General features: G+C 69.0%; 10 protein-coding genes. 6 read left to right on the top strand and 4 right to left on the bottom strand.

Annotation, left to right across the window (positions count from 1 at the left end):
* Positions 1-21 precede the first annotated feature (21 nt).
* The gene (locus D5S18_RS10745) at positions 22-525 is read right to left on the bottom strand and encodes an Rv0361 family membrane protein (RefSeq protein WP_120039653.1); all 504 of its coding nucleotides are present in this window, start codon (positions 523-525) and stop codon (positions 22-24) included.
* 18 nt (positions 526-543) lie between these two features.
* Here D5S18_RS10745 and D5S18_RS34825 point away from each other — a divergent pair, with 18 nt between their 5' ends.
* From D5S18_RS34825 to D5S18_RS10725, 4 genes are all read left to right on the top strand, one after another.
* The gene (locus D5S18_RS34825) at positions 544-690 is read left to right on the top strand and encodes a hypothetical protein (protein ID WP_158607850.1); all 147 of its coding nucleotides are present in this window, start codon (positions 544-546) and stop codon (positions 688-690) included.
* Between the two features lie 2,050 nt (positions 691-2,740).
* Positions 2,741-2,986, top strand: a complete 246-nt coding sequence (locus tag D5S18_RS34425) for a hypothetical protein (protein ID WP_147403926.1) — start codon at positions 2,741-2,743, stop codon at positions 2,984-2,986.
* 1,684 nt (positions 2,987-4,670) lie between these two features.
* A complete protein-coding gene (locus tag D5S18_RS10730; RefSeq protein ID WP_120040551.1) occupies positions 4,671-5,114 on the top strand; it encodes a DUF3151 domain-containing protein in 444 nt (147 codons plus the stop codon).
* 3 nt (positions 5,115-5,117) lie between these two features.
* Positions 5,118-6,266, top strand: coding sequence for an FUSC family protein (locus D5S18_RS10725; RefSeq protein WP_203236676.1), 1,149 nt, complete (start codon positions 5,118-5,120; stop codon positions 6,264-6,266).
* 257 nt (positions 6,267-6,523) lie between these two features.
* Here D5S18_RS10725 and D5S18_RS10720 read toward each other — a convergent pair whose 3' ends face one another.
* The 3 genes from D5S18_RS10720 to D5S18_RS10710 all read right to left on the bottom strand — a co-directional run bounded on the left by D5S18_RS10720 (position 6,524) and on the right by D5S18_RS10710 (position 9,134).
* Positions 6,524-7,369, bottom strand: coding sequence for a glycosyltransferase family 2 protein (locus tag D5S18_RS10720; protein WP_120039650.1), 846 nt, complete (start codon positions 7,367-7,369; stop codon positions 6,524-6,526).
* 326 nt (positions 7,370-7,695) lie between these two features.
* Positions 7,696-8,481: a site-2 protease family protein gene (locus D5S18_RS10715; protein ID WP_120039649.1), complete on the bottom strand. Its 786-nt coding sequence runs from the start codon at positions 8,479-8,481 to the stop codon at positions 7,696-7,698.
* Positions 8,478-9,134: a hypothetical protein gene (locus D5S18_RS10710; protein ID WP_239003652.1), complete on the bottom strand. Its 657-nt coding sequence runs from the start codon at positions 9,132-9,134 to the stop codon at positions 8,478-8,480. Before D5S18_RS10710 ends, D5S18_RS10715 begins: the two co-directional genes overlap by 4 nt.
* A gap of 314 nt (positions 9,135-9,448) precedes the next feature.
* Here D5S18_RS10710 and D5S18_RS10705 point away from each other — a divergent pair, with 314 nt between their 5' ends.
* The gene (locus D5S18_RS10705) at positions 9,449-10,738 is read left to right on the top strand and encodes an adenylosuccinate synthase (protein WP_120039647.1); all 1,290 of its coding nucleotides are present in this window, start codon (positions 9,449-9,451) and stop codon (positions 10,736-10,738) included.
* A 120-nt stretch (positions 10,739-10,858) separates the two neighbouring features.
* On the top strand, positions 10,859-13,459 hold the full coding sequence (locus D5S18_RS10700) for a helix-turn-helix transcriptional regulator (RefSeq protein ID WP_120039646.1): 2,601 nt from the start codon (positions 10,859-10,861) through the stop codon (positions 13,457-13,459).

Below are 13,459 nucleotides of genomic sequence, written 5' to 3'. Positions count from 1 at the left end.
TCGAACCGTTGCCGCCCTCGGTTACTTGGCCGCCGAGGACGGATCGCACACCTTCCAACCGTCCTGCGTGCGCTGCAAATCGAAGGTGCGCGCGGTGCGCTTCGACGGATCCGCATCGGTATACACGACGGCCTGTGCGATCGCTTTATTATCCGTGATCCGCACCGTATCGACATTGTCCACAATGGGAATATTCTTGCGGTCCACCGACAATCGGTACACCTTCGCGAACTGCTCCGGCGGAATGCCCTTATAGAAGTCGTGCAGCGGCCCACACGTCGTCTGCTGCAATGCTGCCAGATTCCCCTTGCCCAGCGCCGCGGTGTAATCCCCGATCGCCCCCCGCACCTTCGCCTCCGCCGAATCCCCGCCACCGCGCGTGACCAAAGTCACCACCACGACACCCAAAACGACCACCAAAGCCGCCGCCCCCGCGACCAGCCAGACCCACCGCTTCGACCGCGCCGCCGATGGCTCCTTCTCGACCCCATCCTGCGGCGGCTCAATCTTCTGCGGGGCCGCCATCACTCGCGGCTGCGCACCGTGCGCCACATCACCCTGCGCATCACCCCGGCCCGCCGGTTCCTGCTGACCCGCACCGCCGCCTTGCTTCGGCGCACCCTGCTCCGCACCGCCGCCCTGCTTCGGCGCATCCGGACCCTGCTGCCCTGTCGCCGCGCCTTGCGGTGAGGCCGCACCCTTTCGAGCCGAATCGGCCGCTGGAACGCCACTGTGCGGCGAGCCGCCCGGCCGGGTCGAACCACCCTGCGGCGCACCGACATTGCCCTGCCTGGCCGGTCCGGAACCGCGTTGCTGTCCAACTGCGCCGCCCTGGTTCAGTGCGGCGGCGCCTTGCCGCGCCGTTGATCCGGGTTGTGTGCCGCCACTTTGCCGAGCGCCTGCCCCGCCGCGCTGCTGTGCCGAATCACCCTGCGGCGCATCAATATTGCTCTGCTGGATTGTCCCGCCCTGAGCGGGACCGCGTAGCTGCCCGGTTGTGCCGCCCTGGCCTACGGCGGCGCTTTGCTGTGCTGGTCCGCCGCCTTGCCGAGGACCCGCATTGTTGCGCTGTCGCGCCGAATCACCGGTCGTACTGCCCTGGCCCACGGCGGCGCTTTGCTGTGCCGGTCCGCCGCCTTGCCGAGAGCCTGCGTTATTGCGCAGTTGCGCCGAATCGCCGGTCGTGCCGCCCTGGTTCAGCGCGGCGGCACTTTTCTGTGCTGTGCTGCCCGGCTGTGTACCGCCACTCTGCCGGGAGCCCGCCGGGCCGCGTTGTTGCGCCGGGCCGCCGTCCGATTGTTTCGACCCGCCGCCGTGTTGATCGGCGGGGGTGCCCTGCGGTGCGCTATCCGGTCGTGTCGAACTGTCGGACTGCGCTGCATTGCCCTGCTGTGGGTCCGCACCCTGGTTGTTCTGGTGCTGCGGGGAATTTCCCTGTTGCGCAGTGGAATCGCTCTGCTGTGGAGTTCCGGGACGCTGCCCGCTCCGGAGCGGCCCCGCGGGACCTTGCCCTGCGAATCCGCGTAGCGCACCGGGTGCACCCGGCGAAGCCTGCTCGTTCGGTCCCGCAGTGCCGGGCGCCCCGCCCAATGGACCCGAAGGACCCTGCTGGCCCGGCTGTTTCGGGCCGGAGCCCGGCTGGCGCGGACCGGCGGCGGGTCGCGGCGTGCTCGGCGGCTTGGTGGGCGGCGCCGCTGTCGGCGGGACTCTATCGGTTCCGCCCGGCCTGCCTCCGGAGCCCTTGTCCGCCATATTGATTCGCTGCGTCGCCCAATCGGGTCGCTGAATCGGCAAGGCCATCGTCCGCGCCTCGGCGGGGTTGGGCACGATCGGCATCGCCATGGTCTTGTCGTCCGACCCCGGCACGGTGTTCTCGGGTGCGCGCCCCGAAGGCGGGACCGCCCGCATCACCATCGTCTCCGGATCACCCGCCGAGCCGGCGTTCGCGCCCGAACCGGTTCGGTCCCCAACCTGCCCGGTCGCACTCTCCGGACGCATACCGGATCCGCGAGCCGTAGCTGATCCGCTCGCCGCACCGGCACCGGCACCGGCACCGGCACCCGCACCCGCTTGCCCTGCACCAGGTTTGGCGGGGCTCTCCGACCGCGTCGCGGACTCGATCGGCATGGCGGCCGGTCCGCCCGCAGTACCTCGATCAGCTTTCACACCTGAACTCGGCCGGTCGCCACCCTGCTGCGCCGTGTTCGCGGTGGGTGCGCCGGATCCGAGAATCTCGGTCGCACTCCCTGTACGCACACCGGATCCGCGAGCCGCAGCTGATCCGCTCGCGGCACCGGCACCGGCACCGGCACCGGCACCGGCACCGGCACTCGGCCCCGCTTGCCCTGCACCGGGTTTGGCTGTCGCGGACTCGATCGGTGTGGCGGCCGGTCCGCCTGCGGTACCTCGATCAGCTTTCGCGCCTGGCCCCGGCCGGTCGCCACCCTGCACCGTCGTGTTCCCGGTGGGTGCGCCGGATCCGCGATTCGCGACCGAGCCGCCTGCGACTCCCGAGTCTCGGCCCGAATCTGCTTGCCCTGCACTCTGTTCGGCGGCTGTTCGTGGTTGGGTGCCGGATCCGCCACGTACCGTGGCGCTGTTGGCCGATGGGGCACTGCCTGCCTGCGGTCCGACGTCCTTGCTCGAAGCTGCGCCGGGCGCGACCGAGCCGCCTGCGACTCCCGAGTCTCGGCCCGAATCTGCTTGCCCTGCACTCTGTTCGGCGGCTGTTCGTGGTTGGGTGCCGGATCCGCCGCGCACCGTGGCGCTGTTGGCCGATGGGGCACTGCCTATCTGTGGCCCGGTGCCCTTGCTCGATACCGGGCCGGGCACAGCCGAAGTCGCGGCAGGCGCGGTCCCGCCGCTCGTCGCGGCTCGAGCGGCAGGCGTGGTCCCGCCGCTCGCCGCATCTCGGCTGCTGTCGGGCGCGCCGCTGGCTCCGGCAGGCGGGTTGGTGGCGCTTCGGCCTGTTTGCGCGCCTGCCTGATCCCTCGCCGTGCCTGCTGCCTGCGGAAGTTGGCCGGCACTCGGTGTCCCCGCTGCACCTGTCGTTGACGGAGGTTGGCTGGCCGTACCGGCTTGCCTCGCTGCGCCTGTCGTCGATGGAGGTTGGCTGGCCGTACCGGCTTGCCTCGCTGCACCCGTCGTCGACGGGGGTTGACCGGTAGTGCTCGGTGTCCCCGCTGCGCCTGTCGTCGATGGAGGTTGGCCGGCCGTACCAGCTTGCCGCGCTGCGCCTGTCGTCGACGGGGGTTGGCCGGGCGTACCCGCATTCCCGGCTGCGTCTGCCGCCGACCGAGGTTCGCCGGGCGTACCCGCATTCCGCGGCGTGCCGGCCGAGCCTTCCGTTGCGGAGCGGCTGTCCGTGCGAGCGGAGCCCGCACCACTGCGGGCAGTCGCACCTGCGGCAGTTGGTCCGCCTGCTGCGTTGGCGCCAGGAGTACGGCGGTCCGCGCCCGTGCCGCCGGTGGATGGTGCGCGATCGGATTCGCCCCGATTGGCTTGCGCCGCACCGCTTGCGGCTCCCGCTCCCTCGCGGGCCTTTGTGTCGGTAGGCGAGGCCCCGCTTCGTGATCCGGCTCCGCCGGTGTCGTCGGTTCCATCGCCCGCCATAGCGCTCTCGATCGGCGTGCGGCCGGATTCGTGTACGCGCACTCCCGCGTCGGGCCGTCGGTTTCCGAGTCCCGCTGTGCCGCCGGTCGGAACGGCTGCGCGGCCTGCCTTGTCGGCGGCCGAATCGCTTGCCCCACTGGGGGATTGGTCAGGGTTGCCGCCGGGGCGGGTACCGGTCGGGGCGGTGGTTGAGCTTTGCGGGCCTGCGGGTTTCGTGACCGCTGCGGGGGTGCGGGTTGTGCCGACCGAAGGCGCGCCCGGTACGATCTGCTGCCGAACGGTCGGCGCATTCGGTTGGAAGCGATTGCCTTGTGTCGCACCGCTGTTCGAGGTATTACCGCCCGGAGTGGGGCCTTTTGCCTGTCCGCCAACGGGATTGGGACCGCCCCGTCCGGTGGTTTCGGTCGGAGAGTTCGCCGCGCCCCGCTGCTCTGCGTTCCCGGAGGGGCCTGAACCTTGTGCGGAGGCGTCCCCGGCGGGCGATGCTCCGCCCGCGGCGTCACCCTGCACCACCTGCTCGCGAACGGTCGTCGCATGCGGCGATCCCGGCCCATTTCGCTTGATCGCGACGGTTTCGGCGGTGCCGCCGGGCTGGGTTCGGCTGGAGGGTGTTTGACCGGGCTGCTCGTCCGGAGCGGGGGATTGGCTTGTCGGAGTGGAGGTTTGGGGTGAGTTCTTCGACGTTCCTGCGGGCTCGCCCTTGGCGGCCGCGCGGCCCGCGATGGGGCGCGGGAAGGGGGTGGTGGGAGCGGCCGATGGGGTGCCGGATTCGGGGTTCGGGGTCGCGGGTGCCGCCGAGCGTGCTTCATCGGCCGGTCGCGCGACATTGGACGCCGGGTTCTTCTCGTCTTTCTTGTCGGACACCTACTACCCCTTTTGAAGGCGGAACGTTCGAACTCGACGGCAAGCCTAATGGGCGCAGCCGGCTATGCCGTCCCAAAACTCCGCGCATGGCCGGAGCGCAACCCCGCTCGTCACCGCGGCGAATGTGGACGCGCGTTTCCGGTGGTGGGTGTCGGCGGTCGCCGGGGTGGGGGTGGGCGTGCAGAATGAAGCCCATGACCTCGTTCGGTGATTTGCTCGGACCGCAACCGGTACTGCTGCCGGAGATTCCCGATGCGGAGGAGGCGCTGCTGGACAATGTCGATCCGGTGCGGGTGGCGGCGGCGCATCCGGCGGCGTCGGTGGCGTGGGCGGCCCTGGCCGAGGCCGCGCTGGCGCGGGGGGAGGCGCAGGAGTCGGCGATCAATCACGATGTGATGGCGGCCTACGCGTTCGCGCGCACCGGATATCACCGCGGTTTGGACCTGCTGCGCCGCAATGGGTGGAAGGGTTTCGGGCCGGTCCCGTGGAGTCATGAACCCAATCGCGGGTTCCTGCGCAGTGTCGGCGCGCTGGCGCGGGCCGCGAAGCTGATCGAGGAGACCGACGAATACGCCCGCTGCCTGGATCTGCTCGAGGACTGCGACCCGCGCGCCGCCGTCGAACTCGGCCTCGACTGACACTTGATCGACCCGAATTCCCGCGTCGGCGTCGCGACGGCGGGCAGTATCGAAACCTTGCGCGCGTCGTGGTCGCGGTTGCGCCTGTCGGCGCTGCCGATCGTGCAGTGCGCGCTGGGTGCGGCGCTGTCCTGGTTCGTGGCGCACGTGGTGGTCGGTCATCCGCAGCCGTTTTTCGCGCCGACTGCGGCCGTGGTGTCGATCGGTCTCTCCTTCGGCGCGCGGCTGCGCCGCTCGGTGGAGTTGGTGGTCGGTGTCGCGGTGGGGATCGGTATCGGGGATCTGTTCATCACCAGGGCGGGTACGGGTGTTTGGCAGATCGCGCTGGTGGTGGCGGTCGCCATGGCGCTGGCGGTATTCCTCGACGGCGGGTCGATCATCACCATGCAGGCGGCCGGTTCGGCGGTGCTGGTGGCCACGCTCATGCCGCCGAGCAATGGCGGCGGGCTCTCGCGCATGATCGACGCGCTGGTCGGCGGTCTGGTCGGTGTGGTGGTGGTGGCCTCGATTCCGCTGCATCCGGTGCGGCGCGCCCGCCAGGAGGCCGCCGATGTGTTGGGTGTGATGGGCAAGTCGCTGACGCGGTGCGCGGAGGGCTTGCTGGCTCAGGACGCGGACCAGGTGCGCGCGGCCCTGGATTCGGCGCGCGCCACCCAGTCGAAGATCGATGCGTTGCGTTCGGCGCTCGAGGGTGGCCGCGAGATCATCCGGATCTCGCCGCTGTATTGGAATTCTCGGGCTCGACTGGAGCGGATCAAGGCCACCGCCGACCCGCTGGACAACGCCATTCGCAATACCCGTGTGTTGCTGCGGCGTTCCCGCACGCTGGTGCAGGACGACGAGATCCTGGATCCGCGCCTGATCGATCTGGTGGAGCGGTTGGGCGAGGCGGTGGATGTGCTGCGCCGGATGATGCTGGCCGATCCCGGTCAGCAGCCCGATCAGGCGGAGGCGGCCAGGGTGCTGCGTTCGGTGGCCAAGTTGGCGCGTCCGGAATTGGTCGCGGGGGCCGGACTTTCGGCGCATGTGGTGTTCGCGCAGGTGCGTTCGACACTGGTGGATCTGATGCAGGTGTGCGGGGTGAAGCGGATCTCGGCGATGGCGCTGCTGCCGCCGACGGTGCCGCATCCCTTTGTCGCACCGGAGGATTGATCGAGTAGCCGCCCTGGTCGGGGCAGGTACTGCAGGGTGTTTTGGGGTAGCCCGCTACTCGTGTTCCCGACCTTGTGCGGACATATTTTTCTCCTGTGACCGCGTTCTGCGAGGGGTAATCGCGGTCGGTACTTCGCCAGACGGCGCAGCACCCTCCGGCCATAGTGGTGTGGTGGCCGTGCGGGGTAGGGGCGGGGACGTAGTCGGCGAAGGGGAAGGTCGCCCGGTCCGGGTCTTCGGACCGGGCGACCGGCAGTTCAGCCGATGGCGGAGACTCGTTCGACGCCCGGTCGCAGCGCGAAACGTTTCCGATCGAAATCCCAGAACCGGTAGATGGGCCACTGGATGGTGTGGGAGGCCCAGGACGCCACCACGATGGCGCGGGCCTGGCGGGTCACCCCGAAGTTGTGGTCGGCGAGGGTGCGCAGGCCGATCATCTGGAATTTCCACCAGCGGCCCGGACTGGTGCGCCGCCGCCGCGCGGAGGTCTGGGCGCGCATCTGTTCGACCTGGTCGATGCGCAGGCCGCGCTTGGACAGGCACAGCGCCAGGTCCAGGTCCTCGGCGACATCGATGCGCACCTGGGTGTCCTCGCGGACCTGCTCCCACGCGGTGCGGCGCAGGGCCATATTGGGGCCGTAGAGATTGCCGATCTGCCCGCCGAGTTTGCCGCGCCGGTGCTGGATCCACAGGCCGAACTTCAAAAGGAAGCCGATCGGCGAATCGTGGTAGGTGCACAGGCCCGCGACCGCCGAGGTCTCCGGGTGGGTGTCGAGATAGTCGCGGATGACCCGGCCCCAATTCGCGCTGACAAGGGTGTCGGCGTCGGTGCGGGCGATGATATCGCCGCGGGCCTTGTCGAATCCGGCGTTGCGGGCCGGTGGGATGCCGCGTCGGGCCTCGTGGATGATTTCCACTTTGGGATTGGTGGCGGCGAAGGTGCGCACGATCTCGGGGGTGCCGTCGGTGCTGCCATTGTCGACCACGATCACCTCGTCGATCGCCTCTTGGGCGACGAGCAGGCGCAGGCAGCCTTCGATGGAGTCGGCCTCGTTCAACGCGGGGATCACGACCGACAGCGTCGGCTGTTGGGGTTCAATCATCGGATTTGTTTCCGTTTCGAAGCTTTTCAGAGATGGGTGTTCCGAAATGGGCGCGCGCGAATTCACCGGTGGAGGGGTTTCGGGCGGTGAACCGGAGGCCGCATTGCCGTGTGCGCGGATATAACCGGCGCTGATAATGCCGTGCCGCGCGCATCCTGTCCAGCGGGGGGCCTTTCGTGCTCCGCCGGCGGCCCGCGCGCTGCCGCACGGTTGCGGCCGTCTCGCAGCCGTCAGTGAAACCTACTGGTAAATACCTCTTTAGACACGCTTGACTGATCCAACCCAGGTAGATTATCCGATCACGGGACCGGCGTCTTCCCGGGAGGTCAGAGCCAGAAGCGCACCAGGTAACTACCTAATTGCGCCCACTCCCTCGGGACCCCCGACAACTCGAACAGGCCGTAAACCAATTGGAAAAAGTAGTGGTTCACCGACGGTGTGAAGATCAGCGCGAACAGTAGGAGCATGCCGAAGCCCTTGAACTGTTCGAGCGTGCGCCTGGTCTGATAGCTCAGCGAAGGCTCCAGCACGCCGTAGCCGTCCAGGCCGGGTATCGGCAGGATGTTCAGTAGGGTCGCCGAGATCTGGAGCAGGGCAAGGAAACTCAGTCCGAACCAGAAAGCGGTGTGCGTGTGGAAGGTCCCGACCAGGCGCACCGTCAACAGCAGCGCCACCGCGCACACCGCGTTCACGGCGGGACCCGCGAGACTGATCAGTCGCTGGGTGCGCGGGCTGAAATTCTGGGTGTGCACATAGACCGCGCCGCCGGGCAGACCGAACCCACCCAGCGCGATGAACACCATCGGCAGCACGATCGAGAGCAGCGGGTGACTGTATTTGAGCGGGTTGAGCGTGAGATAGCCGCGCAGCTCCACCTCCCGATCGCCCGCCCGCCACGCGATATAGGCGTGCGCGAACTCGTGCAGACACAGCGAGATGATCCAGCCGAAGACCACCATGACAAAGACGCCGATCTTGGCCTGCGTCGAGGTGAGCGGCGCGTCCCAGGCGAGCGCGCCGCCGACGACCGCGCCGATGACGACGAGCAGGAAGATCGGACTCGGCCGCACCGCGCCACCGGGGCGATGCGGTCCGGCCTGCGCGAACCTCATCGGACCAGCAGCCAGGGTTCGTGATGTCGATAGAAACTCGACCGCGGCACGGTGCGTTCGGCGCGCACGCCGTCGCGGGTGACCAGCGCCCCCGGCGTGCCGAGTTGCGCCGCGCGCCCCGCCAGCCTGCGCTTGAGCAGTCCGTGCCCCACTGCGGCGCTCACGCCGGGCAGTTCCAGTGTCGGCGACACATACATGGCTCGCACCCTGCCCGAAAATAGTTGGGCGTCATCGACATACGCCTCCCCCTCCAGTTTGCCGCCGCCGGGTCCGGTGAGCACGGCGCGACCGACCAGAACAGTACCGCGATCGTCGCGGATGAGGGGAGTCTGTTGGGCGCGACCCTCGAGCGCGAGTTTGGCCGCCGCGTTGCCGCTGCCGACCTGATAGACGCGCGAACCCTGGGTGCGTTCGATCGGCACATATCCGATCTCGACGTGCAGGCGCTCGGTGCGCATGAGATGGGTGAGCACGGTGGCCAGGGCGGCGTCCTCGCCGAGCACGATCAGCCGGGGCAGGCTGTCGGCGGCGAGCACCGGCAGCAGTTCGTCGATGGTGCCGGTATCGGGAATGGCGTCGGTCTGGGTCATCGGCTGCGCGGCCAGTGCGATCGGGACCGGTGCGCCGTCGCAGCGGAGAACGTGGGTACTCAAACTGCGGTACACCCTCCTCGGTCCGGCCGACACCATCGGCCAACTGGTCCGCGGCGACCACCACCACGCCAGCCACGTAATGCCTCATTCGGGTGCAACCATAGCCGGGCGGCGCACCGGCGACATGGTCGTCACCGGACGGATACTTGTCCGCCGCCGCACCGTTGCTCGGCCACCGGTTGTCGAGCCTACGACCTGAACCGCTCGGATGAGGTTCCCGACGCGTCGGCTAGACTGTGCTTCCGGCCACCGCCTCTGCACGGCAGGTAGCTGCAACACGCGGGGTGTTGCCTGTCGAACTCGTAGGAGATTCCATGCCGGCAATCGTCCTGATCGGCGCCCAGTGGGGCGACGAGGGCAAGGGCAAAGCGACCGATCTACTCGGTGGCAGGCTGCAATGGGTCGTCCGGTACCAGGGCGGCAACAATGCGGGCCACACCGTGGTGCTGCCCAACGGGTCCAAGTTCGCACTGCACCTGATTCCGTCCGGCATCCTCACCCCCGGCGTCACCAACGTCATCGGCAATGGCGTGGTGGTGGATCCCGGCGTGCTGCTGGCCGAACTGTCCGGGCTCGAGGAGCGCGGCGTGGATACCTCCGGGCTGCTGCTGTCGGCCGACGCGCACCTGATCATGCCGTACCACGTGGCCATCGATAAGGTCACCGAGCGCTTCCTCGGCAATAAGAAGATCGGCACCACCGGGCGCGGTATCGGCCCCTGCTACCAGGACAAGGTGGCCCGCGTCGGCGTCCGCGTCGCCGATGTGCTCGACGAGAAGATCCTGACCCAAAAGGTCGAGGCCGCACTGGAATTCAAGAATCAGGTGCTGGTCAAGATCTACAACCGCCGCGCTCTGGACCCGCAACAGGTCGTCGAGGAGGTGCTGGGCCAGGCCGAGCACTTCAAGCACCGCATCGCCGATACCCGCCTGAAGCTCAACGAGGCGCTCGAGCGCGGTGAGACGGTGCTGCTGGAAGGGTCGCAGGGCACACTGCTCGATGTCGACCACGGCACCTACCCGTATGTCACCTCCTCCAATCCCACCTCCGGCGGCGCGGCCGTCGGCGCGGGCATCGGGCCGAACAGGATCGGCACGGTGCTGGGCATCCTGAAGTGCTACACCACCCGCGTAGGCTCCGGCCCGTTCCCGACCGAACTGTTCGACGAGCACGGCGCGTACCTGGCCAAGGCGGGCGGCGAGGTCGGCGTCACCACCGGGCGCGCCCGACGCTGCGGCTGGTTCGACGCCGTCATCGCCCGCTACGCCACCCGCGTCAACGGCATCACCGACTACTTCCTCACCAAACTCGACGTGCTGTCCAGTCTGGAGACGGTGCCGATCTGCGTGGCCTACGAGATCGACGGCGAGCGGGTCGAGCAGATGCCGACCACGCAGACCGAATTCCACCACGCCAAGCCGATTTTCGAGCAGATGCCCGGCTGGTGGGAGGACATCTCCGGCGCCAAGACCTTCGAGGATCTGCCCGCCAACGCGCAGGCGTACGTGCTGCGACTCGAGGAACTGTCCGGCGCGCGCATCTCCTGCATCGGCGTCGGCCCCGGCCGCGATCAGACCATCGTGCGCCACGACGTGCTCGGGTAGGGCCTTCGCTGCGTGCGCGGGTCTGCGGGCGGCTTCGCCTGCGGCGCCCACTGAGCCGAAACCCGCGCTCACCTCGGTCCCTCGGCTACAACATGATCGGTCAGGGCCTAGAGTTGAGCCATGGCTCGGAACTGGCCGATGATCGAGCGCGAGAGCGAATTCGAGGCAATCCGTGCGGCACTCACCGGCTCACAGCATGTGGGTGTGGTGCTCACCGGAGACGCGGGCGTCGGTAAGACCACGCTGGCCAGACAGGCCACCGCGGCGATCGGCGGCAATACCCGCTGGGTCGCGGGCACCGAATCGGCGCGCAGCATTCCGCTCGGGGTGTTCGCGCATATGGTCGGCGTCTACACGGCGCACGATCCGGTCACCTTCATGTCCGCCGCCCGCGAAGCCTTGCTCGCCGACGGGCACGCCATCATCGGTGTCGACGACGCGCACCTGCTCGATCAGCTCTCGGCCACGCTGCTACTGCAATTGGCGATAGACAAGGCCGCCCACATTGTCGTCACGGTACGCAGCGGGGTCCAGGTGCCCGACGCGGTCACCTCGCTGTGGAAAGACGGGCATCTGCTGCGGATCGACCTGCGCCCGTTCACCCAGCGGCAGAGCGTGCACCTGGTCGAATCCATGCTCGGCGGGCAGCTCGAGGGTTTCACCGCCAACCTGATGTGGGAGTCCTCCGGCGGAAATGCCTTATTCCTCAGGCATTTGGTGGAGGGTGCGCTGGAGGCCGGTTCGCTGCGGCAGGTCAATGGCGTGTGGCAGTTGCGCGGACGCGCGGCGGTCACTTCGGAATTGGCGGCGCTGCTGGAGGATCGGGTCGAGCAACTGCCCGAACCGGTGCTGCGGGTGCTGGAACTGCTCACCTTCTGCGAGCCGATCGACCTGGATGTGCTGGCCGGGTTGGCGGGTGAGGAGGCGGTGGAGCAGGCCGAGAATCGGGGCGTCATCCGGGTGGTGGAGAACTCCCACCAGCTCATCGTCCGCTACAACCATCCGCTGTTCGGCGAGGTCATCCGGCGCAGGCTCGGTATCGCCTCGGCGCGGCGGCTGCGCGGTCGGCTGTACTCCTCGCTGCGCGAGCGGCCCATCAATTCCGCCGCCGACCGCATCCGCCTCGCCGAATTGGCTTTGGACAGCGATAAATCCGCCGATCTCGAACTGTTCGTCGCCTCGGCGGCCGACGCCATCGCGCTGGCGAATCTGCCCCTGGGCGAACGATTCGCGCGCGCCGCCGTCGAACGGCAGGGCGGTGTGGAGGCCGCGGACCTCTTGGCCCGCGCGCTGCTGTGGCAGGGACATCGCATCGAGGCCGAACGCACCCTGGCCAGCTTCGATCCGGACCAGCTGAACCAGGTGCAGTTGGCCCGCTGGGGCAGCACCAGGGTGGCGAATCTGCTGTGGGCGATGGGCGATGCCGACCGCGCCGACGAGGTGCTGGACCTGGTGCGCGGCAAGGCCGTCCACCCCAGGATCGCCGCCATCTTCACCGGTCTCGCCTCCGCGTGCGCGACGAACGAGAATCGGCTCGACGAGGGTTTCACCCTGGCCGAGAGCGTCATCTCGATGCCGGACGCGCCGCCTTGGGCGGTGTGGTGGGCGGCTTTCGGAGGCGGGCTCGCGCTCGCACTCATGGGGCGCGGCGAGGCGGCGCGCGAGTACGCGGCGCGCGGCCGTGATGTCGAAGCGCATATCGACGGCTTGAACCTGTTCATGTCCGCGCACGCCGAGGTGCTCGCCCTGACCTTCACCGGTGATCTGGAAGCCGCGCGGCGCTGCGCCACCTCGTATTTCGGCTACTCCTCGCCCGGACAGTATCTGGCGTGGGGAATGTCGAAGATCCTGCAGGGCACCGCCGATGTGGCGGGCGGTCGCTTCCTCGACGGGATCGAACACCTCGAGCAGGCGCTGGCCGCACTGCACGCCGAAGGGGCCGCCGCCTGGATGCTGCCCGCGAGAATCCGACTGGCCGAAGCGTATTCGGCGCTGGGCCGCTGCACCGAGGCCGCCGAGGCCATCGCCGAGGCCGCCGCGCGCCACGGCAGGCACACCGCGGTATACGAACCGCAGATCGAACTGGCCAAAGCGTGGTTGGCCGCCGCCGAGGGCACCGTCACCCCGGCCGTGCGCCTGGCCATGAACGCGGCCGATGCCGCCGCCCGCGGGCAGCAGCACGCCATCGAGGCCATTGCCCTGCACACCGCCGCCCGCCTCGGCGAAACCTCCGTCGCCGGACGCCTCGCCGACCTGGCGGCCAAGGTGGACGGTCGACTGGTGCAGGCCCAGGCCCGGCACGCCGTCGCGCTCGCCGCCCACGACGGATCCGGACTCGACACCGCCGCAGCCGAATTCGAGCGCATGGGCGTCCTGCTGTCCGCCGCGGACGCCGCCGCCCAAGCGGCCACCGCGCACGAGCGGGCCGGGGACCGTCGCCGCCTGCTGGAATCCGCCGCCGCCGCCAACCGCCTGGCTGCCGCCTGCGGTGGCGCCGCCACCCCCGCCCTGCGCCAAGCTGCGCAACCACTGCCGCTCACCGCGCGCGAACGCGAGATCGCCAACCTGGTCGCGGCCGGTTTGTCCAACCGTCAAATCGCCGACCGCCTCACCGTCTCGGTCCGCACCGTCGAGGGCCACCTCTACCGTGCGTGCATCAAAATGGATGTGACGGACCGGGAATCGCTCGCCGCGCTCATGCGGGGCGAGGCGGGGAGCTAG

This window comes from Nocardia panacis (assembly GCF_003598715.1).
In the GTDB taxonomy this organism is placed as follows: domain Bacteria; phylum Actinomycetota; class Actinomycetes; order Mycobacteriales; family Mycobacteriaceae; genus Nocardia; species Nocardia panacis.
Note: the sequence above shows the minus strand (reverse complement) of the source record. Positions and strands in the feature narration are given on the sequence as shown.

Excerpts from the sequence above, each read along its gene's own strand:
- D5S18_RS10715 (WP_120039649.1), bottom strand. The coding sequence starts at position 8,481 with ATGAGGTTCGCGCAGGCCGGACCGCATCGCCCCGGTGGCGCGGTGCGG.
- D5S18_RS10745 (WP_120039653.1), bottom strand. The coding sequence starts at position 525 with ATGGCGGCCCCGCAGAAGATTGAGCCGCCGCAGGATGGGGTCGAGAAG.
- D5S18_RS10705 (WP_120039647.1), top strand. The coding sequence starts at position 9,449 with ATGCCGGCAATCGTCCTGATCGGCGCCCAGTGGGGCGACGAGGGCAAG.
- D5S18_RS10720 (WP_120039650.1), bottom strand. The coding sequence starts at position 7,369 with ATGATTGAACCCCAACAGCCGACGCTGTCGGTCGTGATCCCCGCGTTG.
- D5S18_RS10730 (WP_120040551.1), top strand. The coding sequence starts at position 4,671 with ATGACCTCGTTCGGTGATTTGCTCGGACCGCAACCGGTACTGCTGCCG.
- D5S18_RS10700 (WP_120039646.1), top strand. The coding sequence starts at position 10,859 with ATGGCTCGGAACTGGCCGATGATCGAGCGCGAGAGCGAATTCGAGGCA.